Here is a 25553-nt window from a genome sequence, read left to right on the forward strand (position 1 = left end):
GATGACCGATGCGTCCCTCGTCGACCGCCACGAGCCGCTCTGGAAGCGTCTCCCCGTCGTCGTCCAGCTCCGCAGGAGCACCGGCTGGCAGCGCGCCATGCTCATCACGGGCGTCGTCATCTGCGCCCTGTACCTCCTCGTCGCGGTGTTCGCACCGCTCATCGCCCCGTACGGCTTCGGCCAGCTGCAGGGTGCCGACGGGGCGAACTTCCCCCGCACCGGTGCCCCGAGCGCCGAGCACATCTGGGGCACCACGGTCGGCGGCTTCGACGTGTTCAGCCGCGTCGTGTTCGGCGCCCGCACCGCGGTGCTGGTCGTCATCGTCGCGGTGGTCGTCTCGATCATCGTCGGCGTCCTGCTCGGCATGGTCTCCGGCTACATCGGCGGATGGCTCGACCGCATCCTGGTCGTCGTCGCCGACGCGATCTACGCGTTCCCGTCCCTGCTGCTCGCGATCGTCGTCTCGATCGTGGTCTCCGGCGGCAACTCGAGCTACTACGGCGGCATCACGGCCGCGGCGATCTCGATCACCGTCGTCTACGTCCCGCAGTACTTCCGCGTCGTCCGAGCAGAGGCCGTCCGGCTGAAGAACGACGCGTTCGTCGAGTCCGCCCGGGTGATGGGCACGAACCCGTGGCGCATCATGACGCGCCACGTGCTCCGCAACTCGACCAGGTCACTGCCGCTGATCCTGACCCTCAACGCGTCCGACGCGATCCTGACGCTCGCCGGCCTCGGGTTCCTCGGGTTCGGCATCGGTCCGACCGCCGGCGCCGAGTGGGGCTACGACCTCAGCCGCGCGCTCTCCGACGTGGCGTCCGGCGTCTGGTGGACCGGCGTCTACCCGGGTGTCGCGATCGTGGTGCTGGTGCTCGGCGTCACGTTCGTCGGCGAGAGCCTCAACGACATCTCCGATCCCCGCCTGCGTGCGCGCCGGCGGCTGAAGCAGCTGGTCTCCACGCGTGACAAGGCGACAGCAGCGGAAGGGGCAGCAGCATGACCGACGCGACCAACAGCCTCCAATCCGAACGGAATGAACCGGTCGTCGTCGTCGACGACCTCACCGTCACCTTCGCAACGGACGGCGGCGCCGTCGACGCAGTCAAGGGCGTCAGCATCGACGTCCGACCCGGCGAGGTCCTCGCCCTGGTCGGCGAGTCCGGCTCCGGCAAGTCGGTGACCGCCCGCAGCATGCTGCGGCTGATGCCGGAGACGGCGACGCTCGGCGGGGCGGTGCTGCTCGACGGCACCGACGTCGTGTCCGTCGGCGCGCAGAAGCTCCGTGAGCTCCGCGGGACCGCCGGTGCGATGGTCTTCCAGGAACCGTCGACCGCACTGAACCCGGTCTTCACCGTCGGGTGGCAGATCGCCGAGGGCCTCCGCGCCCACGGTGGTGTCTCGAAGAAGGAGGCCCGCGCGAAGGCGATCGACTACCTCCGTCGGGTCGGCATCCCGGACCCGGAGGTCCGCGTCGACCACTACCCGCACCAGTTCTCCGGCGGCCAGAAGCAGCGGGTCGTCATCGCGAGTGCGCTGGCGCTCGAGCCGAGCGTGATCATCGCCGACGAGCCGACGACGGCGCTCGACGTCACGGTGCAGGCCGAGATCCTCGACCTGCTCCGCCGCTGCCGCGACGAGTTCGGCGCGGCGATCGTCATCATCACCCACAACATGGGTGTCGTCGCCGACCTGGCCGATCGCGTCGCCGTGATGTACCAGGGCGAGATCGTCGAGGAGGCCCCGGTCGCGGAGCTGTTCGGCAACCCGCAGGCCGACTACACGAAGCGGCTGCTCGCCGCGGTGCCCCGGCTCGAGGCGTCGACCGGCGCTGCGCGTCGGGCGATCATCACCGAGGACGTCGCACCGGTCGTCGAGGCGAAGGGGCTCGAGATCGAGTACCCCGGACGACTCGGCTCGCACGCGTTCAAGGCGGTCAAGGGCGTCGACCTGGCGATCCGTCCGGGCGAGGTCCTCGGCCTGGTGGGGGAGTCCGGCTCCGGCAAGACCACCATCGGACGGGCGATCGCCGGTCTCACGCGGGTGACGGGCGGGTCGCTCGAGGTGCTCGGACACGAGATGCTCGGGTTCAAGGAGCGCGACTTCAAGCCGGTCCGGAAGGACATCGGGTTCGTGTTCCAGGACCCGGCGACGTCGTTCAACCCGCTGCTGACGATCGCCGAGTGCGTCGCCGAACCGCTCATCGTGCACGGCGTCGCGTCGTCACCGCGGGCGGCGCGCAAGCAGGTCGACGAGCTGATGGAGGCCGTGCAGCTCCCCGCGGCGTACGGCGACCGGTACCCGCACGAGCTCTCCGGCGGGCAGCGCCAGCGTGCATCGCTCGCCCGGTCGCTCGCGCTCCGGCCGAAGCTGCTCATCGCCGACGAGCCCACGAGTGCACTCGACGTGTCGGTGCAGGCCCGTGTGCTGGAGCTCTTCCTCGAGCTGCAGCAGGACTTCGGCTTCGCCTCGCTGTTCATCAGCCACGACCTCGCGGTCGTCGGCGCGCTGTCCGACCGGATCGCGGTGCTGTACCGCGGCGACCTGGTCGAGACCGGCACGACGGCAGAGGTCCTCGGCGCACCGCAGCACCCCTACACACAGCGCCTGCTGGCGTCGCTGCCGGTACCGGACCCGGCCGAGCAGGCCGAGCGACGGCGTACGCTGGAGCAACTGGAGCACGTCGGGTCCTGATCCGACGGACCGGCCATCCCTGGAGGCCCGGCCTGCGTCGTCGACGCTGGTCGAGCCTCCAGGGCGGTCGGCTCCACTGCACCACGTACGACGCGCGGACGCGTTCCGTCCGCGCTGCGCCGCCAGGGGGCGGCGCGGAAGGGGTTCCATGATCGGGGTCAACGGCCCGGCGGTCGTCGCGGACGACGTGTCCATCGAGTACCGGGTGTCAGGCGCCCGACCGATCCGGGCGGTCGACGGCGTCAGCCTGACGGTCCGCAGCGGCGAGATCCTGGCGCTCCTAGGGGAGTCGGGCTCGGGCAAGTCGACGTTCGCGGCGGCGGTCGCCGGCCAGTTCGGCGCCCGTGGCGAGGGCGAGGGTGCGCAGCGTCGGCACATCGTCGGCGGCGAGCTCACCGTCCTCGGGCAGAAGACCCGCGGGCTCCGGGCCTCGTCGCGCCGGCTCGCCCGGCTGACCGGGCGGATCGGGTACCTCTCGCAGGACGCCGCGGACCGCCTGAGCCCCGACCTCACCGTCGGCGAGGCCATCGCCGAACCGATCTACGCCCGTGACCGTCGCTTCGACCGCAAGGAAGCCGGGCTCATCGTCGCGCGGCTCGTCGACGCCGTGCACCTGCCGCTCGGCGTGATGCGGCTCAACACGTGGGAGCTCTCCAGCGGGCAGCGCCAACGGGTCGCACTCGCGCAGGCGCTCGTCCTCGAACCGCAGCTCCTCGTCGCCGACGAGCCCGCCCGCGGCGTCGACGTCCTCGTCCGCCAGTCCGTGCTCGAGGCCCTGGCGAACCTGCAGCAGGGCCGGCAGTTCTCCGCCGTGGTCGTGTCGAGCGACCTCCGTGAGGCCCGCGCCCTGGCCGATCGCGTCGCCGTCATGAACGAGGGACGCCTGGTCGGGCTCGGGACGTTCGACGAGGTCCTCGACAGCCCCGTGGATCCCTACGTGAAGACCCTCGCCGCGACCGCTGCCCGGCCGGTGAAGCGCCGACCCGCCGCTGGTGCCGGCGGTGCCGCTGGTGCGCCGCGCCGCTCGTCCGCTCCACGCCGTCCGGCGACCGCCGGCACCGGCCCCCGTACCGACCGACAGGAGAACGCGTGACGTCACGTGGCCACCGCGCAGTGCTGACCGACTCGGGAGCGCCGCTGCCGGTGCCACCGCCGACGTCCGGTCCGATCGCGATCCTGCCCTCGCCGGCCGAGCTCCACGTGTCGGCCGTGTCCGACGCCGGTGGCACCGTCGCCCCGCTCGACGGCGACACGCGAGGGATCGTGTGGCTCGACCCGCGTGACCCTTCCGGCCTCGAGTCCGCGCTGGACTCCGCGCCCGGCGTCACCTGGGTGCAGCTGCCGTTCGCCGGGGTCGACGCATTCGCGCACCTGATCTCCGCGCACGGGGACCGCGTGCTCTTCACCTCGGCCAAGGGGGCGTACGCGGAGCCCGTCGCCGAGCACGCCCTCGCGCTGACCCTCGCGACGCTGCGAGTCCTGCCCGCGCGGGCCCGGGCGACGTCGTGGGCGACCGAGCCAGAGGGCGTGTCCCTGTACGGCCGGAACGTGCTCGTCATCGGCGCTGGTGGCATCGCGTTGGAGTACATGCGGCTGCTCGCACCCTTCGACGTGGACGTGACGGTCGTCCGCCGGTCGACCTCCCCGGTGCCGGGTGCGTCCCGCACGGTGACGACCGACGACCTCGACGACGTCCTGCCGTCCGCCGACGTCGTGATGATCGCCGCGGCGATGACCTCCGGGACCGCGAAGCTCTTCGGCGCGGCGCAGTTCGCGCGCATGAAGCCGACCGCGCGGCTCGTGAACATCGCCCGCGGCGGACTCGTCGACACGGACGCGCTCGTCGACGCCCTCCGTGCCGGGGAGATCGCCGGCGCCGGTGTCGACGTGACCGACCCGGAGCCCCTTCCAGACGGTCACCCGCTGTGGGAGACGCCGGGCGCGATCATCACGCCGCACCAGGCGGACACGCCGGAGATGGTGGCGCCGTTGCTCGCCGAGCGGGTGCGGGCGAACGTGGAGGCGTTCCTCGCGGAGTCGGGATCCGGCTTCGTCGGCGTCGTGGACCCGGTCGCCGGGTACTGACGCGCGGCGCGCCCGGGGTGCGTGCCGGATGCGCGGGGAGCGTCCGTTGTCCTGCTATGCTGTTACCCGTTGTTCAGACCGGGTCTCCCGGAATGACGACTGATCCTCGATAGCTCAATTGGCAGAGCAGCCGGCTGTTAACCGGCAGGTTGTTGGTTCGAGTCCAACTCGGGGAGCGTCAGGCCCTCACCGTCCGCGGTGGGGGCCTTCTCGTTTTCCCGTGCATCGTGCCGATCCTTCACGGCGGACGCCGGAGTGGATGCTGTTAGCGTTCACAGGTGCATCTCCTCCATCGAACCGTCCGCGCGGCATGCTGCCTCGTGGTGGCGGGCGTGGTCATGGGCGGAGTCGCTGCGTGTACTGCGGGAGCCGAGTCCGAGCCGGACGACTCCGTCGACAGCACGCCGTCGTCTTCGGTCGCGGCATCGGGCACGGCACCGATGGTGTTCGCGTTCGTCTGCCGGGACGACGGGGTGTCGGGCCGCACGGAGACGTTCACGACCTACTCGGCGGTCTGGGAAGCCGGGCGGACCGACTGCCGGGCGCAGCGCATCACGGGGACCGAGGCGTCGGCGCAGCAGCAGGACGCGGTGGACGCCGCGGCGGGGGAGTCGACGATCGAGCAACTCGCGGCGACGTGCGCGGTGTCCGGGACGGCCCCGTGGACGACCCCGATCGAGTCGGCTGCCGATGCGCGGACGGCCGCAGGGCTCGCGATCTACTGCCCGGGGCATCCGGAGATGGACCACCTGCGCGACGCGATCGCGGCGTACCGGGGCTGAGCCGAGCCTCCAGGCCGGACCCGACGCGCCGTCAGCCCTCCGGGTGGTCGCGGCCGGGCAGCCAGGACTTGCCCGGTCCGCCCCAGCTCTGCTTCTTGACGGACTTCAGGGACTGCTTGGCGTACGGGTGGACGAGGCGGTCCGCGTAGAGCACGCCGTCGAGGTGGTCGTACTCGTGCTGGAAGATGCGCGCGAGCCAGCCGTGCGCCTCGATCTCGAACGGTTCGCCGTGCTCGTCGACCGCGCGCAGCAGGGCACCTTCGCTCCGGCGCAGCGGGAACCGATCACCGGGGATGGAGAGGCAGCCCTCGGACTCATCGTCCTCGTCCAGCTCCTCCACCGACTCGGGCACCGCCGGCGTGATCCACAGAACGGGGTTCACCGCTGCGCCGCGCCAGAGCACGCCGTCATCATCGGTCCATGCGTACACGAAGAGCCGCTTGCCGACACCGACCTGCGGGCCGGCGAGCCCCACACCGGGTGCCAGGTCCATCGTCTCGAACATGTCCGCCACCAGGGAGCGAAGGTCGTCGTCGAAGACGGTGACCTCCTCGGCGCGGGCGTGCAGGACGGGTTCACCGGTGATCCGGATGGGGAGAACGGCCATTCACCCAGGTTATCGGGAGCGGTCGGATAGCCTCGACGCGTGACGACGGACCTCCAGCTCCCGGACGCGGTGAACAACCTCACCCCGTTCCAGGCGCTCATGATCCCGGTCGCGCTCATCGGAGCGGTCTTCCTGTCGCTCGGTGCCCAGTTCCAGGCCCGCGGGGTCAAGCGGGTCGAAGCGCGCCTCGGCAAGCAGTCGAAGGGCCTGAGTGTCCGGCACATCCTCGGGCTGATCTCGAGCGGGTACTGGGTGCTCGGCACGATCATGCTCGGTGTCGCGGTGGTCCTGCAGCTGATCAGCATCACCTACGCGCCGCTCATCGTCGTCCAGCCGCTCGGCGCCGTGGCGCTCGTCATCACGACCTGGTTCTCGTCGCGGTCCTCCGGGGTCCCCCTCGGGCGACCGGCGCGGCGCGCGGTCTGGACGTGCATCATCGGCGTCGGCCTGTTCGTCGCGATCGCGGCGTTCGTCGGGCACGAGAGCCCGATCACCCGTGCCCAGCTCGTGACCGTGCTGATCATCCTCGCGGTGGTCCTCGTGCTCGTCCTCGTGTCGTTCCGCGTGGTCGCGAAGCACAAGAGCGCGCTCTACTACATCATCGGCGCCGGGGTGCTCTACGGGTTCGTGGCGACCCTGGCGAAGGTCACGCTGAACCGGTTCGTCAACCACACGTTCGACTGGCTCACCGTCCTGGCGATCATCGGCGTCATCGTCGCGGCATCCCTCGGCGGGTACTTCGTGCAGAACGCCTACTCGGCGGGATCGGCGGACCTGGTCATCGCCGGCCTGACCGTGGTGGACCCGATCGTCGCGGTCGGCATCGGCGTGATCGTCCTCGACGAGGCCGCCGGCGCACCCGCGTTCGCCGTCGTCGGGTTCGTCGTCGCCGCAGCGATCGCGGTGACCGGTGTCTTCATGCTCGCGAAGTACCACCCGGAAGCCAGACGCTGACCGTCGCCGTCCCCCTGGAGGCGGGCACCCCGTCCACCGCGCGGCTGACGCGGCCGCGCATCGGCGTACGGTAGCGTTTCAGGCCCAGACCAACCCCGGCACGTCGGACCAGCGACCCGCCGGATGCAGGCCCAGGAGAGGACGACGCCCACCGTGTCAGGAGACGCCACCCCCACCGGACGCCCGCTGCGCATCCTCATCGCCGCAGACACCTTCTCACCGGACGTCAACGGCGCTGCCACCTTCACGGAGCAGCTCGCCGTCGGCCTCGCCGAGCGCGGCCACGAGGTCCACATCATCGCCCCGGCCGCGGGCCGGCACCACGGCACCTTCGACGAGGAACACCGCGGGGTCACCCTCGTCGTGCACCGGCTCAAGTCGTACAAGTGGCCGCTGCACGCCTGGCTGCGCTTCGCGTGGCCCTGGAGCGTCCGGAAGCACACCGCGCCCATCATCGATGCGATCAAGCCCGACGTGCTGCACATCCAGTCGCACATCATCGTCGGCCGCGGCGTCGCCCGGGAAGCACACGACCGGGGCATCCGGATCATCGCGACGAACCACTTCATGCCCGAGAACCTCCTCGAGTACACGCCCTTCGGTCGCTTCACGCTGCCGATCGCGCTGAAGATCGCGTGGAACGACGCCGCCCGCACCTACCGGCTCGCCGACGCCATCACGACGCCGACGAACCTCGCCGCCGACTACCTCCGCGAAGCCATCGCCGGACAGCGCGTGCTCGCGATCTCGTGCGGCATCGACGCCTCGCGGTACGTCGCGCGGGAAGGTCGTCCGGCGAACAACGAGATCGTCTTCGTCGGCCGCGTCGCCCCGGAGAAGAACCTCGACGTCCTGTTCCGGGCGCTGCCGCTGCTCCCAGCCGAGCTCGGCGCGCGCATCACGATCGTCGGTGACGGCGAGATGATCCCGAAGCTGACCGCGCTGTCGAAGGAGCTCGGCATCGAGGACCGGGTGACGTTCCTCGGGTTCGTCTCCGACGAGGTGAAGTTCCGCACCCTGACGAACGCCACGGTCTTCGCGATGCCGTCCACGGCCGAGCTGCAGAGCATCGCCTCGCTCGAGGCGATGGCGTCCGGTCTGCCGGTCGTCGTCGCGAACTCGATGGCGCTGCCGCACCTGGTCGACGGCAACGGGTACCTGTTCGAGCCCGGTGACGAGCGCGATCTCGCCGACAAGCTCGCGAAGGTCCTGACGGCCTCGGACGAGGACTACATCGGTCTCCGAGAGCGCAGTCTGGCCATGATCGAGGCGCACGACATCAACCGCACGCTCGCGACGTTCGAGTCGCTGTATCGTGGGGAGCCGGTGGCCTAGGCTCCCGACGAGGGGCGGTAGCCAAGCTGGTCAAGGCAGTCTGCTCATAACGGAACGATCGCGGGTTCGAGTCCCGCCCGCCCCACGTAGTCGCAACCCACCGCGGGTTCAAGACGATTCGAAAGGCGGGCCCGCCCCACGTGCACCTCCCCACACGCAAGCGGAACAACGACGACGACCAGACGCCCCGCCCGACCCCGAACGTGACGTTCGAGGCGTCCCGGTCGGGCACCGGCGTGCGCGTCAACGCGTTCCGCATCGGGTTCATGGGCGGCATCGGCGTCCTCGTCGCGCTGCTCGCCGGCGCCCTCATCGGCCAGCTGTCGACCGTCCTCGTCTACATCGGCGTCGCGCTGTTCATCGCCCTCGGCCTCGACCCGCTCGTCACGTTCCTCGAGCGCTACATCCCGCGGTGGGCCGCGATCCTGGCGGTCGTCGTCGTGGTGCTCGGGGCGTTCGTGGGCATCGTGTTCGCCGTCGTGCCGATCGTCGTCAACCAGGCGACGAACCTGGTGCACAACTTCCCGGAGATCGTCGAGGACATCTCCAAGCAGGACTGGGTGCAGAACCTGTCGAAGCAGCTCGCCGGCTCGTTCGACCTGACGCACGCGCTGCAGTCGGTCCAGTCCTTCGCCGAGGATCCGGGCAACCTGCTGAGTCTCGGGGGCGGGATCCTCGCGGTCGGCACCGGCATCCTGTCCGGGCTGACCGGCGTGCTCATCGTGCTCATCCTGATGCTCTACTTCCTGGCGTCGATGCGGAGCATGAAGAGCATGCTGTACCGCTTCGTTCCGGCCTCGCGTCGCCAGAACTTCGTCGACGTCAGCGAAGAGGTGACGTCCTCGGTCGGTCGCTACGTCGTCGGCCAGATCTCGCAGGCTGCGATCAACGGGATCCTCAGCCTGGTGTTCCTGCTCATCATCGGCGCGCCGCTGCCGGTGCTGCTGGCCACGTTCGCGTTCATGGGGTCGCTGATCCCGCTCGTCGGGACGCTCGGTGCGGCGATCGTGATCTCCCTGCTCTGCTTCTTCGCCTCGCCGGCGACCGCGCTGGCCGCCGCGATCTACTACCTCGTGTACATGCAGGTGGAGTCGTACGTGATCTCCCCGCGCATCATGTCCCGTGCCGTGCAGGTCCCCGGCGCCCTCGTCGTCATCGCCGCGGTCGCCGGAGCGACGATCGGCGGAGTCCTCGGCGCCCTCGTCGCCGTGCCGATCGCCGCGTCCGTGATCATCATCGTGCAGAAGGTCATCTACCCGAGGCAGGAGCAGGCATGACGTCCTCCGCGCGTGAGCGCTGGGCGGTCGGTCCGCGAGGCCCGCTTGCCCTGGTGAACGCGCAGCGGGTCGATCACCCGCAGGCCGTCTGGCCCGTGCCCGGCACGTGGGCACCGTCAGTCGGCGGACTCATCGTGACCGCTGCCGCGGGTGACGGTGTGGTCGTCGACGGAGTCCCGGTCGACGGAACGGTCCTCGTCGCAGGTGACGAGGCGGTCGTCCCGTCGACGGTCGCCTTCCCGGACGGGTTCGCCGGGACGGTCGCCGGACGCACCCTCCGCGTGTGGGACCCGGAATCGGAGGCGATCGCCCGCTTCGCCGCGATCGACCGGTTCCCACGGTCCGACGACTGGGTCGGTTCCGGCCGCTTCACGCCGGCACGGGACGTGGCCGGCCTGGAGGCTCGTGGTGACGTCCTCGACGCCGCCGGCGATCCGCTGGTGGTCGCCGGCACCGTGTCGACGACCGTTGGTGGCGCGGCCGTCACGCTCGTCGCGGTCCGGTCGGCACCGTTCCGGGGAGCGGCGCGGCTGCAGCTCATCGTCCAGGACGCGACGAGTGCGCTCCCCGAGGGCGACGTCCACAGCAGCTACTCGATGGGGCGGTTCCTGTTCGTCACCGACCCGGGCGCCGCCGCAGACGTCGAGCTCGACTGGAACGAACTGGTGCTGCCACCGTGCGCGTTCTCGTACCAGTACGCCTGCCCGATCCCGCCGCCAGAGAACCGCCTGTCGGTCCTGGTGACGGCGGGGGAGCGGCACCCGATCGATCGGGACGGGGCCGTCTTCCACTGATCCGGGGCCGGACACGGGCGGATCCGGCCCGTGTCCTTGCCGTTCCCAGCGGAGACGCTGCATAATGGGCGTGTCCGCAAGGACATCACAATCGGATATCGATGGCTCTGGTCACCGGATCCTCCGCAGGTCGATGGGGAAGTCGCACCTGATGATCGGAGGAATCATGACCGGGACTGCGTCAGGAGTGCTCTACGTGCACTCCTCCCCGCGCGCGCTCTGCCCCCATGTCGAATGGGCAGCAGGTCGCGCGATGAGTCGCGCCGTGAACTTCTCCTGGCTGGACCAGCCCGCGCAGGACGGCTCCCGACGCACCGAGTACACGTGGACCGGGCAGGTCGGCACCGGTGCCGCGATCGCCTCTGCGCTGCGGGGCTGGGAGCACCTCCGCTACGAGGTCACCGAAGAGCCCACCGAGGCGTCCGACGGCGGCCGGTGGATGCACACACCCGACCTCGGCGTCTTCTACGCGCAGACCGACGTCACGGGCAACATGGTGATCCCCGAGGACCGCGTGCGCTACGCGATGGAGGTCGCCGGCAGCAACGCCCTCGAACTGCACCGTGAACTCCGACTGGCGCTCGGCCAGGCCTGGGACGACGAACTCGAGCCGTTCCGCCACGCTGCCGAGGGCAACCCGGTCGTCTGGCTCCACCGCGTGGGCTGACCCCGCCACAGCGTCAGTCCGGCGCTCCAGGACTCCGACACCTCTGCGAAAGCGACAGTTCCCCGCCGATCACCGGCGGGGAACTGTCGCTTTCGCGATGTGGACGCGTCCACAGGACGACGGAGGCCCGCCCCGCAGACGCGAGACGGGCCTCCTGGCTGATCGGTGTCAGGCCGTGCGGAACGCGACGACGGCGTTGTGGCCGCCGAAGCCGAACGAGTTGCTGACCGCGAGCAGGTCGCCCGCCGGCAGCTCGCGCGGAGCCGTCGCGACGTCCATCACGATCTCCGGGTCCTGCTCGGTGAGGTTGATCGTCGGCGGCGCGACCCGGTTGTGCAGCGCGAGGACGGTGAACATCGCCTCGATCGCACCGGCACCACCGAGCAGGTGCCCGGTGGACGCCTTGGTCGCCGAGACGACGACGGAGTCGAGGTGGTCACCGAAGACGCGACGCATGGCGTGGTACTCGGCGATGTCGCCGACCGGGGTCGATGTGGCGTGCGCGTTGACGTGCGCGACGTCGTCGCGCGAGGCACCGGCGTGCTCGAGTGCCGTCAGGACCGCACGGGCGGCCGCGCTGCCCTCGGGGTCCGGAGCGGTGATGTGGAAGGCGTCTGACGTGATGCCGGCGCCGGCGACCTCGGCGTAGATCTTCGCGCCGCGGGCCTCGGCGTGCTCCTTCGTCTCGAGGATGAGGGCAGCCGCGCCGTCTGCGAGCACGAAGCCGTCGCGCGTGACGTCGTACGGACGCGAGGCGGTCTCGGGGGAGTCGTTCCGACGCGAGAGCGCCTGCATCGCGGCGAAGGACGCGAGCGGCATCGGGTGGAGCGCTGCTTCGGCACCACCGGCGATGACGATGTCGGCTTCACCCGTGGCCACATGCCGGTACGCCTCGGCGAGGGACTCCGTGGACGACGCACATGCGGAGAGGTACGTCCGAGCGCCGCCACGGGCACCGAACTCCATCTCGATGGCCGCTGCCGGACCGTTCGCCATGAGCATCGGCACGGTCATCGGGAGGACGCGGCGCGGGCCCTTCTCGCGCAGGGTGTCCCATGCGTCGAGCAGGGTGTTCACGCCGCCGATGCCGGTCGCCCAGTCGACGATGAGACGCTCGGGGACGACGGTCTCGTTGTCGATGCCGGCGTCGGCCCAGGCTTCGCGCGCGGCGATGAGCGAGAGCTGCGACGACGGGTCGAACCGCTTCGTCTCCGGGCGGGTGAGCTGGTCGGTGATGAACTTCCGGGCCTGGCCCGCGAACTCGACGGGGATGTCGAGCTCGGCGTAGCGAGGGTCTTCGAGCCTGGTGATGCCGGACTTGCCCTCGAGCAGGGCGTCCCAGGTCTCCGAGGCAGTCGCGGCGAGAGGGGTGATCGCACCGATCCCGGTGACGACGACGGTCTTGTTGGTCATGGAACGACTTGTTTCTTCTGAGGTGGACATGAAGAGCGCCGCGGCCCGTGACCGGAAGGGTCGAGCCGGACCGCGGCGTTCAGGAAGTTCGCGCCAGGGCTGTGGGTATCAGGCCTGGGCCTTGACGATGAAGTCGACGGCGTCACCGACGGTCTTGAGGTTCTTGACCTCTTCGTCGGGGATCTTGACGTCGAACTTCTCTTCGGCGTTCACGACGATGGTCATCATCGAGATCGAGTCGATGTCGAGGTCGTCCGTGAACGACTTGTCCGCCTGCACGGTGTCGGTCGCGATGCCGGTCTCGTCGTTGATCAGCTCGGCCAGGCCGGCGAGGACGTCTTCGTTGGACAGGGCCATGATGGTGTCTCCTTGAGGGGGGTGTCGTTTGACCGTGGACCAGCCTAGGGCACGGGGTGGTCCCGTGCCCGCAGCCTGGCAGGCCTGTGGGTGAGTCGGTGGACTAGGGGAGCACGACCACCTGCGCGCCGAACACGAGTCCGGCGCCGAACCCGATCTGCAGGGCGAGTCCGCCCGACAGCTCCGGGTGCTCGTCGAGCAGGCGGTGGGTGGCGAGCGGGATGCTCGCGGCCGAGGTGTTGCCGGTGGTCGTGATGTCGCGGGCGATCACCACGGACTCGGGGAGGCCGAGCTGCTTGGCGAACTCGTCGATGATGCGGATGTTCGCCTGGTGGGGGACGAACGCGGCGAGCTGGTCGGGGCGGACGCCTGCGGTCTCCAGCGCTTCGCGGGCGACCTTGACCATCTCCCAGACGGCCCAGCGGAACACGGTCTGACCGGCCTGCCGTATCGTCGGCCGCGCGGCCCCCGCTTCCCACTCGTTGAAGGTCGAGGTCATGCCGATCGCGTCCCACTTGGACCCGTCCGATCCCCAGATGGTCGGGGCGATGCCGGGGAAGTCGCTCGGGCCGACGACCGCCGCGCCGGCGCCGTCACCGAGCAGGAACGAGATGGACCGGTCGGTCGGGTCGACGATGTCGCTGAGCTTCTCGGCGCCGATGACCAGCACGTGGTCGGCGATGCCGGACTTCACGAACGAGTCGGCCTGGGCGATGCCGTAGGCGTACCCGGCGCACGCGGCGCTGATGTCGTAGGCCGCAGCCGGGGTGGCGCCGATGCGCTCGGCGAGGAGCGACGCCATCGACGGCGTCGCGACCGTGTGCGTCACGGTGCTGACCAGGACGACACCGATCTGGTCGGGGGTGAGCCCGGCCTTCGCGATCGCTTCGCGCGCCGCGGTCTCGGCGAGGTCGACCGCCTCGACGCCCTCTCCGGCGCGCATCCGGGTGATGATCCCGGTGCGCTGCCGGATCCACTCGTCGGAGGAGTCGATCGGTCCGACGAGGTCGTCGTTCGGGACGGTGAGCTCACCGCGCGCGGCGCCGAACGCCATGATGCGGCTGAACTCGTGGCCCCTGCGCTGCGCGAGGACGGGCCGGCCGGTCGGCTCGACGGCTTCTGACACGTCGGTCATGCGGACACCTCCGCGGTGCTGAGGAGCTCGATCGCGGCCGGCAGGTCCTCGGGGGACTTGATCGCGACCGTCGGGGTGCCGCGCAGGCCGCGCTTGGCGAGTCCGACGAGCGCACCGGCCGGTGCGAGCTCGATGATGCCGGTGACACCGGCCTGCTGGAAGGACTCCATCACGGAGTCCCAGTGCACGGGGTTCGCGATCTGCTGGACCATCAGGTCGACGAACTGCCGGCCGTCGTCCACGCGCGAACCGTCGGCGTTCGTCCAGATCGGGAGTGTCGGGTCCACTGCGGTGGTGCCGGCGGCGACTGGGGCCACACGCTCGACCGCGGGGGCCATGTACCGGGTGTGGAACGCGCCGGCCACGGCGAGGGGGATCACGCGGGCCTTCGCCGGCGGGTTCTCGGCGAGTGCCGCGATCGCTGCGGCAGCGCCGGCGACGACGGTCTGCCCGCCGCCGTTGTGGTTCGCGGGCACGAGGCCGTGTGCCTCGAGGGCCTGGGCGACCTCGTCGGCGTCACCACCGAGGACGGCCGCCATGGAGGTCGGCTCGAGCGCTGCGGCGTCGGCCATCGCCCGGCCGCGGGCAGCGACGAGGGAGACGGCGTCGGTCGGCTGCAGGATGCCGGCGACGGCAGCGGCGGTGAACTCGCCGACCGAGTGTCCGGCGACGCCTCCGACCAGGGCACGGCGGCCGTCGGCGAGGAGTGCGTTGGCGGTGATGATGCCGGCGGCCACGATGAGCGGCTGGGCCAGCGCGGTGTCCTTGATGGTGTCCGCGTCGGACTCGGTGCCGTGCACGGCGAGGTCCACGCCGATCGCTTCGGACCACTGCCCCACACGTTCACGAACGGCGGCGTCCTCGAGCCACGGGGCGAGGAAGCCGGGAGTCTGGGAGCCCTGTCCGGGCGCGACGACGACGATCACCGGACAATCCTGTCTGCCGCGACGCGTGCGCCCCGTGTGGACTCCCGACACGAATCCGCTCGAGACATTGTGGGACCCCTACGGTCGGAGGTCACCGGCGTCCGATCCGGCGTCGACCAGAGGCCGACTCGGACATCGCGCCGAGGATGAGCGCCGACTGCACGATGAGGGCGTCGCGGGCGTGTGTGGCGTCCCACCCGATGATGTCGGCGACACGACGGAGCCGGTATCGGACGGTGTTCGGGTGCACGAAGAGCTCGCGGGCCGTGGCTTCGAGGGACCGACCGGTGTCCAGGTAGCACCAGAGGGTCTGGAGCAGTTCGGTGGACTGGTCCTTCAGCGGGACGTAGATGCGCTGGACGAGGGCGGAGCGGGCGAGGGGATCGCCGGCCAGTGCTCGCTCGGGGAGCAGGTCGTCCGCGAGCGCTGGACGGGGAGCGCCGCGCCAGGCACGCGCGACGGCGAACCCGGCGAGGGCCGCCTTCGCCGAGGTCGAGGCGTCGACCACCCCGGGGACCTCGTTGCCGAGGACCAGGTGCCCCTCGCCGAACATCGGCTCCAGTGCCTGCGCGATGGCCATGAACGAGACGGGCTCTTCGCCTTCGGGGACGTCGTCCCGCGGGGTCGAGCGACCGATGACGACCACGAGCCGCGACCCCTGCACACCGATGAGCACGTCGGCGTCCATGTGGCGGGCAGCACGGCGGACCTGGTCGACCTCGAGCTGCTTTGGCGCCGTGCCGACCAGCACCGCGACCTCGCCGTGACCGTGCCAGCCGAGCGCCGCGATCCGTGACGGCAGCTCGTCGTCGTACTCGCCCGACAGGATCGAGTCGACCACGAGCGCCTCGAGCCGCGCGTCCCAGAGCCCGCGGGCCTCCGCAGCACGCGCGTAGACGTCGGCGGCTGCGAACGCGATGTCCCGCGAGTACTTCAGGATCGCCTCCTGCAGCATCTCGTCGTCCTTGGCGCGCTCCTCGACCACGGTCACGACGACGCGGATGAGCTGCAGCGTCTGCTGCAGGCTCACCGAGCGGAGGAGTTCCCGCGGCGCGGAACCGAACACGTCGGCCGCGGCGATCCACGGTGTCGACGCGCTGCCCTCGAGCCACGAGATGAACGACGTGATGCCGGCCTGCGCCACCATGCCGACCGCGGAGCGTCGACCAGGGGGCATCTCGCTGTACCAGGGGAGCGTGTCCTCGAGCCGCTTGATCGTGGCGGTCGAGAGTTCGCCCGACACCTGCCGGAGCCAGGAGAGCGCGCGTTCGCGGTCGTTCTCCCGGCCCACGGCAGGGTCGGTGCGGGGTGTCGTCACCGCCGGTGTCAGCTCTCGCCGCCGGCGGAACCGGTCGTGCCGGCGGTCACGTCGTGCAGCCGGTACTTGTCGATCGCCTGCTGGACGAGCGCCGCGTCGATCTTGCCCTGGCGGGCGAGCTGCTGCAGCGTCCGCACGACGACCGAGGGGCCGTCGATGTGGAAGAAGCGACGGGCGGCCGGACGGGTGTCCGAGAAGCCGAAGCCGTCGGCGCCGAGGGTGGCGTAGTCGGTCGGCACGAACGGGCGGATCTGCTCCTGGACCTGGTGCATGAAGTCGCTGACGGCGACGACGGGACCCTCGGTCGCGAGCAGGCGCTCGGTGACGTACGGCGTGCGCGGCTGCTCGTTCGGGTTGAGGAAGGCGTGCTGCTCCGCGTCGAGGCCGTCGCGGTAGAGCTCACCCCAGCTCGTGACGCTCCAGACGTCTGCGGAGACGCCCCAGTCCTCGGCCAGGAGCTGCTGTGCCTCGAGGATCCACGGCACCGCGACACCGGACGCCAGGAGCTGCGCCTTCGGGCCGTCGTGCTCGCTCGGCTTGAGCAGGTACATGCCCTTGACGATCCCGTCCACGTCGACGCCCTCGGGTTCGGCGGGCTGGACGATGGGCTCGTTGTAGACCGTCAGGTAGTACATGACGTTCGGGTCGGCGTGCTTGGGCGAGCCGTCCTCGTTCGTGCCGTACATGCGGTCCAGGCCGGACTGCACGATGTGCCCGATCTCGTAGCCGTACGCCGGGTCGTAGGACACGACGGCCGGGTTCGTCGCCGCGAGCAGCAGCGAGTGTCCGTCGGCGTGCTGCAGGCCCTCGCCCGTGAGCGTCGTGCGGCCGGCGGTCGCGCCGATCATGAACCCGCGGGTCATCTGGTCGCCGGCGGCCCAGATGGCGTCGCCGGTGCGCTGGAAGCCGAACATCGAGTAGAAGACGTAGACCGGGATGAGCGGTTCGCCCTGCGTCGAGTACGACGTGCCGACGGCGGTGAAGGCCGCGAGGGCACCGGCTTCGTTGATGCCGACGTGGATGATCTGGCCCTGCGGGCTCTCCTTGTACGCCAGGAGGAGTTCGCGGTCGACGGACGTGTAGTGCTGCCCGTTCGGGTTGTAGATCTTCGCCGTCGGGAAGTACGCGTCCATGCCGAACGTACGTGCCTCGTCCGGGATGATCGGGACCACGCGGTCGCCGAAGTCCGGAGAGCGCAGCAGGTCCTTCAGCAGACGGGCGAACGCCATGGTGGTGGCGATCTCCTGCTTGCCGGAACCCTTCTTGACGACCTGGTACTTCGAGTCGTCCGGCAGCGTGATCGACGTGTACTTGGTGCGACGCTCCGGGACGTACCCGCCGAGTGCCTGACGTCGCTCGTGCATGTACTGGATGGCCTCGTCGTCGTTCCCCGGGTGGTAGTACGGCGGCGTGTAGGGGTTCTCCTCGAGCTGCGCGTCGGAGATCGGGATGCGCATCTCGTCGCGGAACTGCTTGAGGTTGTCGAGCGTGAGCTTCTTCATCTGGTGGGTCGCGTTGCGGCCCTCGAAGCTCGGGCCGAGGCCGTAGCCCTTGACCGTCTTCGCGAGGATGACGGTCGGCTGGCCCTTGTGCTCGGTCGCGGCCTTGAACGCCGCGTAGACCTTGCGGTAGTCGTGGCCACCGCGCTTGAGGTTCCAGACCTGGTCGTCGCTGTAGCCGTCGATGAGCTGCAGCGCCTTGGGGTCGCGCCCGAAGAAGTTCTCGCGGACGTACGCGCCGTTCTCGGCCTTGTACGTCTGGTAGTCACCGTCGGGGGTGACGTTCATCAGGTTGAGCAGCGCGCCGTCGGTGTCGCGGGCGAGCAGGTCGTCCCACTCGCGGCCCCAGATCACCTTGATCACGTTCCAGCCGGCACCGCGGAAGTAGCTCTCGAGCTCCTGGATGATCTTGCCGTTGCCGCGGACCGGGCCGTCGAGACGCTGCAGGTTGCAGTTGATCACGAAGTTGAGATTGTCGAGCCCGTCGTTCGCCGCGACCTGCAGCTGCCCACGGGACTCGACCTCGTCCATCTCGCCGTCGCCGAGGAACGCCCAGACCTGCTGGTCGGACGCGTCCTTGATGCCGCGGTTCGACAGGTACTTGGCCTGCTGCGCCTGGTAGATCGCGTTGATCGGGCCGATGCCCATCGACACGGTCGGGAACTGCCAGAAGTGCGGCATGAGGCGCGGGTGCGGGTACGACGACAGTCCGCCGCCCTCGTGCGACTTCTCCTGGCGGAATCCGTCGAGCTGGTTCTCGTCGAGGCGGCCTTCCATGTAGGCACGGGCGTACATGCCGGGGGAGGCGTGGCCCTGGAAGAAGACCTGGTCGCCGCCGGACGCGTGATCCTGCGCGCGGAAGAAGTGGTTGTAGCCGACCTCGTACAGGGCGGCGCTCGACGCGTAGGTCGAGATGTGGCCGCCGACCGAGATGCCGGGGCGCTGCGCGCGGTGCACCGTGATGGCCGCGTTCCAGCGGATCCAGCGGCGGTAGCGACGCTCGAGCTCTTCGTCGCCGGGGAACTCCGGCTCGTTCTCCGGCGCGATCGTGTTGACGTAGTCCGTCGTCGGGACCATCGGCACGCCGAGGTGCAGTTCCTTGGACCGCTTGAGCAGGCTCAGCATGATCTCGCGCGCACGCTCGTGACCGTGTGCGGCGACCAGTCCGTCGAGGGACTCACGCCATTCGGCGGTCTCCTCCGGGTCCTGGTCCGTGCTGCCGTTGCTGTACGGGTCCTGGTCGTTCACCGTCACCCTTGACCTCGGTTCGTTCTCGTGGTGGTGGACATGGTGGCGCACCGGTCGGTCGGGTCACGACCAGCGGTGGGAGCCGCCGTCCACTCTAGGCCCCACTGCCGACCAGTCGCCTGTGGGAGCCGCCGTCCACACGGAACACGTCTGGGCCCCACGACCGACGAGCACCCTGATGGTGACGTGTGTCCGCACGCTCGTGAACACGTGCTTGCATTCGCGTGTCGTCGGCGTACGATTGCCGATCGTGCCCGTGCGACCCTGCGCGTGCATGGATCGACGGGCACACCCGCAGCCCGAGGAAGAAGTACACGCAACGATGGCACTGGAGATCGGCTCACTCGCGCCGGACTTCGAACTCCCGAACCAGTTCGGAGAGCACGTCCGCCTCAGCGACTTCCGCGGTTCCCGCCCGGTCGCACTCGTCTTCTTCCCGCTCGCGTTCTCGTCGACCTGCACGAGCGAGCTCTGCGCCCTCCGGGACAACATCGCGATGTTCCAGGACAACCGCGTCGAGCTCATCGGCATCTCGGTCGACTCGAAGGCGACGCTCCGCTCGTTCGCCGACCTCAACGGCTACGACTTCGAGCTCCTCGCGGACTTCTGGCCGCACGGCGCCGTCTCGAAGGAGTACGGGGTCTTCCTCGAGCACAAGGGCTTCGCGAACCGCGCCACCTTCGTCATCGACGTCCAGGGCCGGATCCGCGCCTCGATCATCTCCGAGCCCGGCGTCGCCCGAGACGTCACCGAGTACCGCGCGGCGCTCGACCGGCTGGCCGCCTGCACGGCGCCCGTCCCGGTCGCCTGACAGTCGGTCGCCTGACGGGCGGTCCGTCGCACCAACCGTCGACCGGTCCGGTTCCGAACACCTCCTGGGTGCGCAGGCACCGGACAGGAGGCTCGGTGCACGCCATCGACACCGCCGCAACACCGCGGGCGGGCACGACCGACGCGTACGCGCCGTTCCCGGTGACGGCTGACGCCGCCAGGTGGTCGCTCCGCAGGACGGTCGTCCCGACCGTGCACGGTCCCGTCGTGGTGCACGCCCGCAGCGGAGACCGGCCCCTGCTGTTCCTCCACGGGGTCGCCGGTTCCTGGACCACGTGGACCCCGTTGCTCGAGGCCGCCGACGGCTTCCCGAGCCGCGGGCTGGTCCTCGTCGACCTGCCCGGCTGGGGGTCGTCGCCCGCACCTCGGACGCCGCTGTCGGTCGACGACGCCGTCGTGGTGCTGACCGCCGTGCTCGATGCGCTCGGCGTCCCGGTCGTCGACGTCGTCGGGCACTCGATGGGCGCCTTCGTCGGCATGCACCTCGCGGTCGCCGCCCCGGACCGGACCCGTTCGGTGACGCTCGTCTCCGGGACGACGTTCGCCGCGATCGACGCCGCTCGGCACCCGTTGCGCGGCGTGCTGACCGTCCCCGCGTTCACACTGCTGCGGGCCGGCCTCGCCGTCACGCGCGGCGCGGCCGTCCCGATGCTCCGGGTGCTCGCCGGCATCGGTCTCCTGCGGTTGCTCGCCGCACCCGTCTTCACCCACGTGCGGCGCCTGGACCGGAGCGTGCTCGACGCCTTCGTCGAGGAGCTCCGGCCTGCGGGCTTCCTCGCCGCCGCACGATCGGGCGCCGCCTACGACACGGACCGCTGGCGGGGGATCCGGTGCCCCGTGACCGCGGTCTCCGGGCGCGACGACGTCTTCGCCCGCGTCCGGGACCTCGAGGACCTGGCACGCGTGGTGCCGCAGACGCGGACGGTGCTCCTGGACGACTGCGGGCACTTCGCCCACGTCGAGCACCCGGCAGCGGTGGTCGCCGCGCTCAGTGGTACTGCGGCGGCCAGTCGAACGCGGGCGGACGACGTGGGACCTCGCCGACGGTCGTGACGACGAGGTCGACCTCGCCGAGGTCCTCCAGCTCGATCGACCGCGGGTTCCCCAGGTACCGGCGGCCGTCGACCCACACGGTCAGGTCCCCGTGCAGACCGCCAACACCCCAGGCGCTCAACGGGACGCCCCACTCGTCGAAGAACTGCCCGAGGGTGAAGTCCTGACGGACCGGTGACTCGACGTGGACGATGCCCGACGTGTCGTGCGTGTGGATCTCCGCGGCGAAGTGCCGACGGTCCGAATGGCCGATGTCCGCGGGGATCACGACCGGTTCGTCACCGTCGGTGATCGTCACGTGGGTGTGGACGTGCTCGGCCAGTCGCTGTCCCCACACGTCGTGGAGCCCTGCGGCCTCGGCCCGTGCCGCGAGGTCGGTCGGGCGCGGCCACGGCGGACCGTCCTGCACCGCCGAGCACCCCGCGAGGAGCACCACGAGCGTGGCGGCCGTCAGGGTCGCAGTCGCCGTTGCTCCTCGCACTGTTCCGTGTGTACTCGGTCAGACGCGCTCCGGCACGAGTGCCGCGACCCGGGATCGGACCTCGGACACCACCGTCCGCCGCATGCCCTGGGAGAACAGCGCGTGGTCTCCGTCGGGCACCGGCACCAGGCTGAGCGAGCCGGGGTGGGGCCCTGGTGCGTACCGCTCGAGCGCCGCGCGGCCACCGAGACGCTCGAACGTCGCGATGTCGACGGGCGCCGCGATCACCACCACCTCGGTGCCGGCCGCCACGAGTGGTCGCACGTGCTGCAGGACACCCCCGGTGCGGCTCCGCTCGACGTGCGCACGGACGACCTGCGGCACGACACGGTCGTACCAGGACCGGATCCACAGCCGGGCGGGCGACGGCGACCACGCGGCCGCCGCGCTGTGGCCCCCCGGTGCGGCGGGTCGCCGGCGGAAGTCGTTCGGGCTGATCTCCACGACCAGCCGCGGGGACAGCGCCGCCGAGCGGCCGGCGAGCCACGCACCGGCACACATGCCGACCAGTGCGAGCCGGTCGCCGTCGACCCCGAGGGCGGACACGACCGCGTCCTGGTCGTCGACCCACGTCTGCGCGAACAGGTGGTTGTGCTCACCGGCGGACACCGCCGTGCTCTCCCCGGTGCCCCGGCGGTCGACCCGGACGACCCTGGCACCGTCCTCGGCGAGCGCCCGGGCGAGCGCGACCTGGTAGTCGTTCCCGCCGACGCGGTGCTCGGCGCCGCCGGTGTGCAGGACGACGACGGGAGCGTCGTCCGTCGCGCCGGCGGGGACCGTCTCCACGGCGAAGAGCGACTCCGGTCCGAGGTGCACGACGTGCTCCGAGATCCCGGAGTCGAGGTCGAGGACCGCGTCGACACGTGGCGGTCTCGACGCGACCGTCGCCGCGGGAACGTGTTCGTCCACCCATGCGACCACCGTGTCGACCGCCTGCACCGGCATGCGCGCGTGGATGCTCATCTCGTCGAGCAGCTCTGCGCTCCCAGGTACCTCGACGACCGGGAGACCACCGACCGCTCGAGGGCCTCGCGCCCCTGGCCGCACCAGCACGAGCGTGGAGCGGGGGTCCCGTTCGACGTGCACGAGCGCGGCGACGGCTGCGGCCTGCGCCGGGTCCAGGTCGATCCCCACGAGGGTCTCGACGCCGTCGACGACACGGGTGGCCTCGATCGTCAGCGTCGCGAGCGCACGCTGTCGACGCAGCCAGGCGCGGCCGGACTCGGGCGCGTCCCAGAGCACCAGGCCGTCGCCCTCGGTCGCGGCTGCGGAGGCGATGAGCGCGCCTGAGGCGAGTCCGACGAAGACGATCCGCTCGACCCCGGCCGTGCGGAGCACGGCCGCCGCGTTGCGAGCGGACCGGACCGGCGCGTCGGGGTCGGCGTCGTCCTCGGAATCGCCACGGCCGGACGGGTCGTAGCGCACCGAAGCCACGCCACGAGCCTCCAGGCGGTCCGCCAGCAGGCGGAACGTGCGGTACGCGAGCACGCCCTCCTGTCCGAGCGGTGTGCAGATCACGACCCCGGCGCGCACCGACGGCGGCGTCTGCACCGCGACCCGGGAAGCCGGGGAACCCGACCACCCGTGCGTGGTGGTCACAGCGTCAGCGCGCGACGGACAGCCGATGGCCACGCGGCGGGGTCGGTGCCGTGCGCGGCGAACAGGGCGATCGTGATGCGCTCCAGGCCGAAGGCGAGGCATGCGCTGTGGGCGACCTCGCCGTCCTCGGTGCGGATCCCGAAGGACAGGCCGAAGTGGTCCTCGTGGAGGTTGGCGGAACTGATCGCGGTCGCCTCGCCCGCGTCACCGTAGACCGGCGTGACGAACTCGTACTTCAGCGCCTGTTCGACCTGGTTGCGCGCGAGGATCTTGCCCACGCGGCCGAAGAACGGGTCGTTCGCGGGGACCACGTCGATGTCCAGCCCGAAGCCCTCCAGGAGCGACCGCATCACGGCGATGTGTCCGTCGCGGTGCGCCTTCGCCGATGTGGGTGTGCCGATGTGGACGAACTCGTGCATGTGGAACGCCTGCAGCCGCATCGGGTCGAGCGATGGCTCACGCCGGAACGAGTCGCCGACGATGTCGAAGGACCGGCCGGCCTGCTGCACCGTGTCACCGACCAGGCCGTAGACCGGGTGGCAGACCGCTGGGGCGAGCATCAGGTCCGCCGGCTCCAGGAAGGACTCCCAGCGCTCGCCGCGTTCCCGCGCCGCGAGGAGCTCGCGGTGCTTGCGGTCGCCGCCGGTGAAGCCGGAGATCGACGCCGCGAGGTCCGGGAACGAGGCGATGTAGTCGGTGCGCTCGAACGCGGCGAGCGGTTCGACGGGTGGGAAGCGGAGGACCTCGGAGTCGAGGTCCGCCATCGAGCGGACGGCAGCGGTGTCGACGGCGGTGTACACGCGCTCGAAGACACCGGTGCGGCCGTAGAGCCCGGGGGAGCCGAGGTCGATGAGGACGCGATCGGCGAGCAGTCGTGCCCGGAGTGCTGCGCGAGCGTGGTCGAGCGGCGTCGCGGTCACGGGTGCTTCGGTGATGGTCACAGGATCGCTCCGCTCATGAGTGCCAGGCCGGCGTCGTTCTGGAGGAGACGGTCGTTGCTCACCATGACGGCGGCGCCGTGTGCGTCTCGGAGGTGCCGGGCGATGCTCATCGGTCCCGACGCGGCGTACCCGGCGATCCCGACGATGCGGAGCGCTGCGGTGACGATGTCCGTCACCTTCTGGGAGGCGCCGATCTTCAGCGCGTTCGCGGCGAGGGCGGAGGCGCTCGACTCGAGGGTGTCGGGGTCGTCGGCGACGGCGTCGAACCGCTCGGCGGCGTGCCGGACGCCGTCGGCGAGCCCCTGGAGGTCGACGAGGAGCTCCGCGAGCCGCAGCGCACCGGGTGGTGTCATCCCGACGCTGGCCCGTGCCTGCTTGCGGACGGCCGAGCGTGCGCGTTCCGCTGCCGAGGCCGCGATGCCGAGCCACACCGACGCCCACAGGACGTGCGAGACGGGCAGGATCGTCTGTGCCGAGATGGTGGCGTAGTCGTCGCGGAACACGTGGTCGAGGGTGGTTTCGGCGTCGAGGATCCACCCGTTGCTGCACGTGCCCCTGAGTCCGAGCGTGTCCCACATCGAGGTCTGCGAGAGCACGGTGCGTGCGGTGTCGCAGATCACGAGGCGCTGGTCGGACGCCGGTGCGTCGGGGTCGCGGCGAGCGGTGACGAACACCGCGGTGGATTCCGTGGCGTACGAGATGACGGGGGCGTCCTTGCGGAGACGGATGCGACCGGGTGCCTCGGTGGACGCCTCGATCGCGCAGGTGGACCGTCGAGCGTCGCCACCGACGCCCTTCTCGGTGGTCGACGACGCGACGAGCGCGCCACCCAGGACCTGGTCGATCATCGCGCGCACGCCGGCAGCGTCGCCGCCGTGCCGCCAGAGCGCCATCACCTGGCCCTGGTGCATCGCGAACACCATCCCCGTCGCCGCGCACGCACCGCCGAGCTCGGTCGCGATCGCGGATAGTTCGGACACCGAGGCACCTTCGCCACCGTGTTCGACCGGGACCGCGGCGGCGAGCAGGCCGTACTCGCGCATCGCGGCGATCGCCTCGCGCGGGGGCCGGGCGTCCCGGTCGACCTCGTCCGCGAACTGCGCGGCGACGGCTGCGACGGCGGCGGTGCGTTCGGCGAAGCGGTCCGCGGTGGATCCGGCCGCGACCGCGGACCGCGTCGGGGACTCCGGCTGCAGCGTGGTCACGCCGTCACCTGCGCGGCCGCGGTGGTCAACGACTCCACGGAGGAGAACGTCGCTCGATGCAGGAGGTGGTCGGGGAATTCCGCGTCGAGGTCGTTCTCGATCGCGAGCATCACGTTGACGGTCGCGTGGGACGTCAGCCCGAGGAGGTAGAGATCCGCGATCGGTGCCACGTCCCACGCGTCGACGGTGAGCCGCCCGTGGTCGGCGAGTGCGCGTCGGACGGCCTGTTCGGTCGTGTCAGCGAGGGTGTTCTGGTCCGGCTGCATGCGAGCAACCCTAGGGACGGGGATGCGCCGGAAAGCCGCCGTCCGGATGCGCGAAACCGCAACGACCCGCCCGGGGCTGAACAGCGGTT

General features: G+C 70.7%; 24 protein-coding genes and 2 tRNA genes. 14 read left to right on the top strand and 12 right to left on the bottom strand.

Annotation, left to right across the window (positions count from 1 at the left end):
* The first annotated feature begins 1 nt into the window (after position 1).
* The 6 genes from ACIPJ2_RS08780 (at position 2) to ACIPJ2_RS08805 (ending at position 5558) form a co-directional block, all read left to right on the top strand.
* Positions 2–1000, top strand: coding sequence for an ABC transporter permease (locus tag ACIPJ2_RS08780; RefSeq protein WP_281264257.1), 999 nt, complete (start codon positions 2–4; stop codon positions 998–1000).
* Positions 997–2691: an ABC transporter ATP-binding protein gene (locus ACIPJ2_RS08785; RefSeq protein WP_402728494.1), complete on the top strand. Its 1695-nt coding sequence runs from the start codon at positions 997–999 to the stop codon at positions 2689–2691. Before ACIPJ2_RS08780 ends, ACIPJ2_RS08785 begins: the two co-directional genes overlap by 4 nt.
* A gap of 148 nt (positions 2692–2839) precedes the next feature.
* On the top strand, positions 2840–3784 hold the full coding sequence (locus ACIPJ2_RS08790) for an ATP-binding cassette domain-containing protein (RefSeq protein WP_402728495.1): 945 nt from the start codon (positions 2840–2842) through the stop codon (positions 3782–3784).
* Positions 3781–4776, top strand: a complete 996-nt coding sequence (locus tag ACIPJ2_RS08795) for a D-isomer specific 2-hydroxyacid dehydrogenase family protein (RefSeq protein ID WP_402728496.1) — start codon at positions 3781–3783, stop codon at positions 4774–4776. The genes ACIPJ2_RS08790 and ACIPJ2_RS08795 overlap by 4 nt, the downstream gene beginning before the upstream one ends.
* 103 nt (positions 4777–4879) lie before the next feature.
* Positions 4880–4952: transfer RNA gene (locus ACIPJ2_RS08800), tRNA-Asn, on the top strand.
* Positions 4953–5054: 102 nt separating this feature from the next.
* Positions 5055–5558 carry a hypothetical protein gene (locus ACIPJ2_RS08805; protein WP_402728497.1) on the top strand — a complete coding sequence of 168 codons (504 nt, stop codon included), beginning with the start codon at positions 5055–5057 and terminating at the stop codon, positions 5556–5558.
* A 31-nt stretch (positions 5559–5589) separates the two neighbouring features.
* Here ACIPJ2_RS08805 and def read toward each other — a convergent pair whose 3' ends face one another.
* The gene (gene def / locus ACIPJ2_RS08810; protein ID WP_281264262.1) at positions 5590–6165 is read right to left on the bottom strand and encodes a peptide deformylase; all 576 of its coding nucleotides are present in this window, start codon (positions 6163–6165) and stop codon (positions 5590–5592) included.
* Positions 6166–6204: 39 nt separating this feature from the next.
* On the opposite strand from def, the gene ACIPJ2_RS08815 reads away from it, so the two are divergent.
* From ACIPJ2_RS08815 to ACIPJ2_RS08840, 6 genes are all read left to right on the top strand, one after another.
* Positions 6205–7119 carry a DMT family transporter gene (locus ACIPJ2_RS08815; RefSeq protein WP_281264263.1) on the top strand — a complete coding sequence of 305 codons (915 nt, stop codon included), beginning with the start codon at positions 6205–6207 and terminating at the stop codon, positions 7117–7119.
* A gap of 153 nt (positions 7120–7272) precedes the next feature.
* Positions 7273–8454: a glycosyltransferase gene (locus ACIPJ2_RS08820; RefSeq protein ID WP_402728498.1), complete on the top strand. Its 1182-nt coding sequence runs from the start codon at positions 7273–7275 to the stop codon at positions 8452–8454.
* A gap of 11 nt (positions 8455–8465) precedes the next feature.
* Positions 8466–8539, top strand: a tRNA-Ile gene (locus tag ACIPJ2_RS08825).
* 55 nt (positions 8540–8594) lie between these two features.
* Positions 8595–9731 carry an AI-2E family transporter gene (locus ACIPJ2_RS08830; protein WP_281264265.1) on the top strand — a complete coding sequence of 379 codons (1137 nt, stop codon included), beginning with the start codon at positions 8595–8597 and terminating at the stop codon, positions 9729–9731.
* On the top strand, positions 9728–10525 hold the full coding sequence (locus ACIPJ2_RS08835; RefSeq protein WP_402728499.1) for a DUF1684 domain-containing protein: 798 nt from the start codon (positions 9728–9730) through the stop codon (positions 10523–10525). Before ACIPJ2_RS08830 ends, ACIPJ2_RS08835 begins: the two co-directional genes overlap by 4 nt.
* Before the next feature lie 166 nt (positions 10526–10691).
* Positions 10692–11192 carry a DUF3145 domain-containing protein gene (locus ACIPJ2_RS08840; RefSeq protein WP_281264267.1) on the top strand — a complete coding sequence of 167 codons (501 nt, stop codon included), beginning with the start codon at positions 10692–10694 and terminating at the stop codon, positions 11190–11192.
* A gap of 168 nt (positions 11193–11360) precedes the next feature.
* Here ACIPJ2_RS08840 and ACIPJ2_RS08845 read toward each other — a convergent pair whose 3' ends face one another.
* From ACIPJ2_RS08845 to aceE, 6 genes are all read right to left on the bottom strand, one after another.
* Complete coding sequence (locus tag ACIPJ2_RS08845; RefSeq protein ID WP_281264268.1) at positions 11361–12605, bottom strand: beta-ketoacyl synthase; 1245 nt, start codon at positions 12603–12605, stop codon at positions 11361–11363.
* A 108-nt stretch (positions 12606–12713) separates the two neighbouring features.
* Positions 12714–12962, bottom strand: a complete 249-nt coding sequence (locus ACIPJ2_RS08850; RefSeq protein WP_281264269.1) for an acyl carrier protein — start codon at positions 12960–12962, stop codon at positions 12714–12716.
* A 103-nt stretch (positions 12963–13065) separates the two neighbouring features.
* On the bottom strand, positions 13066–14097 hold the full coding sequence (locus tag ACIPJ2_RS08855) for a beta-ketoacyl-ACP synthase III (protein WP_402728500.1): 1032 nt from the start codon (positions 14095–14097) through the stop codon (positions 13066–13068).
* Complete coding sequence (locus ACIPJ2_RS08860) at positions 14094–15023, bottom strand: ACP S-malonyltransferase (protein ID WP_402728501.1); 930 nt, start codon at positions 15021–15023, stop codon at positions 14094–14096. The genes ACIPJ2_RS08855 and ACIPJ2_RS08860 overlap by 4 nt, the downstream gene beginning before the upstream one ends.
* A 91-nt stretch (positions 15024–15114) precedes the next feature.
* On the bottom strand, positions 15115–16314 hold the full coding sequence (locus tag ACIPJ2_RS08865; protein WP_402728502.1) for a CdaR family transcriptional regulator: 1200 nt from the start codon (positions 16312–16314) through the stop codon (positions 15115–15117).
* Between the two features lie 35 nt (positions 16315–16349).
* Positions 16350–19094: a pyruvate dehydrogenase (acetyl-transferring), homodimeric type gene (aceE, locus tag ACIPJ2_RS08870; protein WP_402728503.1), complete on the bottom strand. Its 2745-nt coding sequence runs from the start codon at positions 19092–19094 to the stop codon at positions 16350–16352.
* 316 nt (positions 19095–19410) lie between these two features.
* On the opposite strand from aceE, the gene ACIPJ2_RS08875 reads away from it, so the two are divergent.
* Together ACIPJ2_RS08875 and ACIPJ2_RS08880 are read left to right on the top strand one after the other, a co-directional pair.
* Complete coding sequence (locus ACIPJ2_RS08875; protein ID WP_402728504.1) at positions 19411–19899, top strand: peroxiredoxin; 489 nt, start codon at positions 19411–19413, stop codon at positions 19897–19899.
* Between the two features lie 95 nt (positions 19900–19994).
* Complete coding sequence (locus ACIPJ2_RS08880) at positions 19995–20972, top strand: alpha/beta fold hydrolase (protein ID WP_402728505.1); 978 nt, start codon at positions 19995–19997, stop codon at positions 20970–20972.
* Here ACIPJ2_RS08880 and ACIPJ2_RS08885 read toward each other — a convergent pair.
* From ACIPJ2_RS08885 to ACIPJ2_RS08905, 5 genes are read right to left on the bottom strand one after another with little or no spacing between them, the layout of a single operon-like run.
* Positions 20908–21453 (bottom strand): hypothetical protein, encoded by a 546-nt coding sequence (locus tag ACIPJ2_RS08885; protein WP_402728506.1) that lies wholly within the window; start codon positions 21451–21453, stop codon positions 20908–20910. The two genes, ACIPJ2_RS08880 and ACIPJ2_RS08885, sit on opposite strands and share 65 nt — an antisense overlap.
* A gap of 18 nt (positions 21454–21471) precedes the next feature.
* Positions 21472–23052, bottom strand: coding sequence for an alpha/beta fold hydrolase (locus ACIPJ2_RS08890; protein ID WP_402728507.1), 1581 nt, complete (start codon positions 23050–23052; stop codon positions 21472–21474).
* On the bottom strand, positions 23049–23993 hold the full coding sequence (locus ACIPJ2_RS08895; RefSeq protein WP_402728508.1) for an amino acid--[acyl-carrier-protein] ligase: 945 nt from the start codon (positions 23991–23993) through the stop codon (positions 23049–23051). Before ACIPJ2_RS08895 ends, ACIPJ2_RS08890 begins: the two co-directional genes overlap by 4 nt.
* The gene (locus tag ACIPJ2_RS08900; RefSeq protein ID WP_402728509.1) at positions 23990–25198 is read right to left on the bottom strand and encodes an acyl-CoA dehydrogenase family protein; all 1209 of its coding nucleotides are present in this window, start codon (positions 25196–25198) and stop codon (positions 23990–23992) included. Before ACIPJ2_RS08900 ends, ACIPJ2_RS08895 begins: the two co-directional genes overlap by 4 nt.
* On the bottom strand, positions 25195–25464 hold the full coding sequence (locus ACIPJ2_RS08905) for an acyl carrier protein (protein ID WP_281264279.1): 270 nt from the start codon (positions 25462–25464) through the stop codon (positions 25195–25197). The genes ACIPJ2_RS08900 and ACIPJ2_RS08905 overlap by 4 nt, the downstream gene beginning before the upstream one ends.
* Positions 25465–25553: the final 89 nt, after the last annotated feature.

It is taken from the genome of Curtobacterium sp. NPDC090217, assembly GCF_044746705.1.
Classification (GTDB): Bacteria; Actinomycetota; Actinomycetes; order Actinomycetales; family Microbacteriaceae; genus Curtobacterium.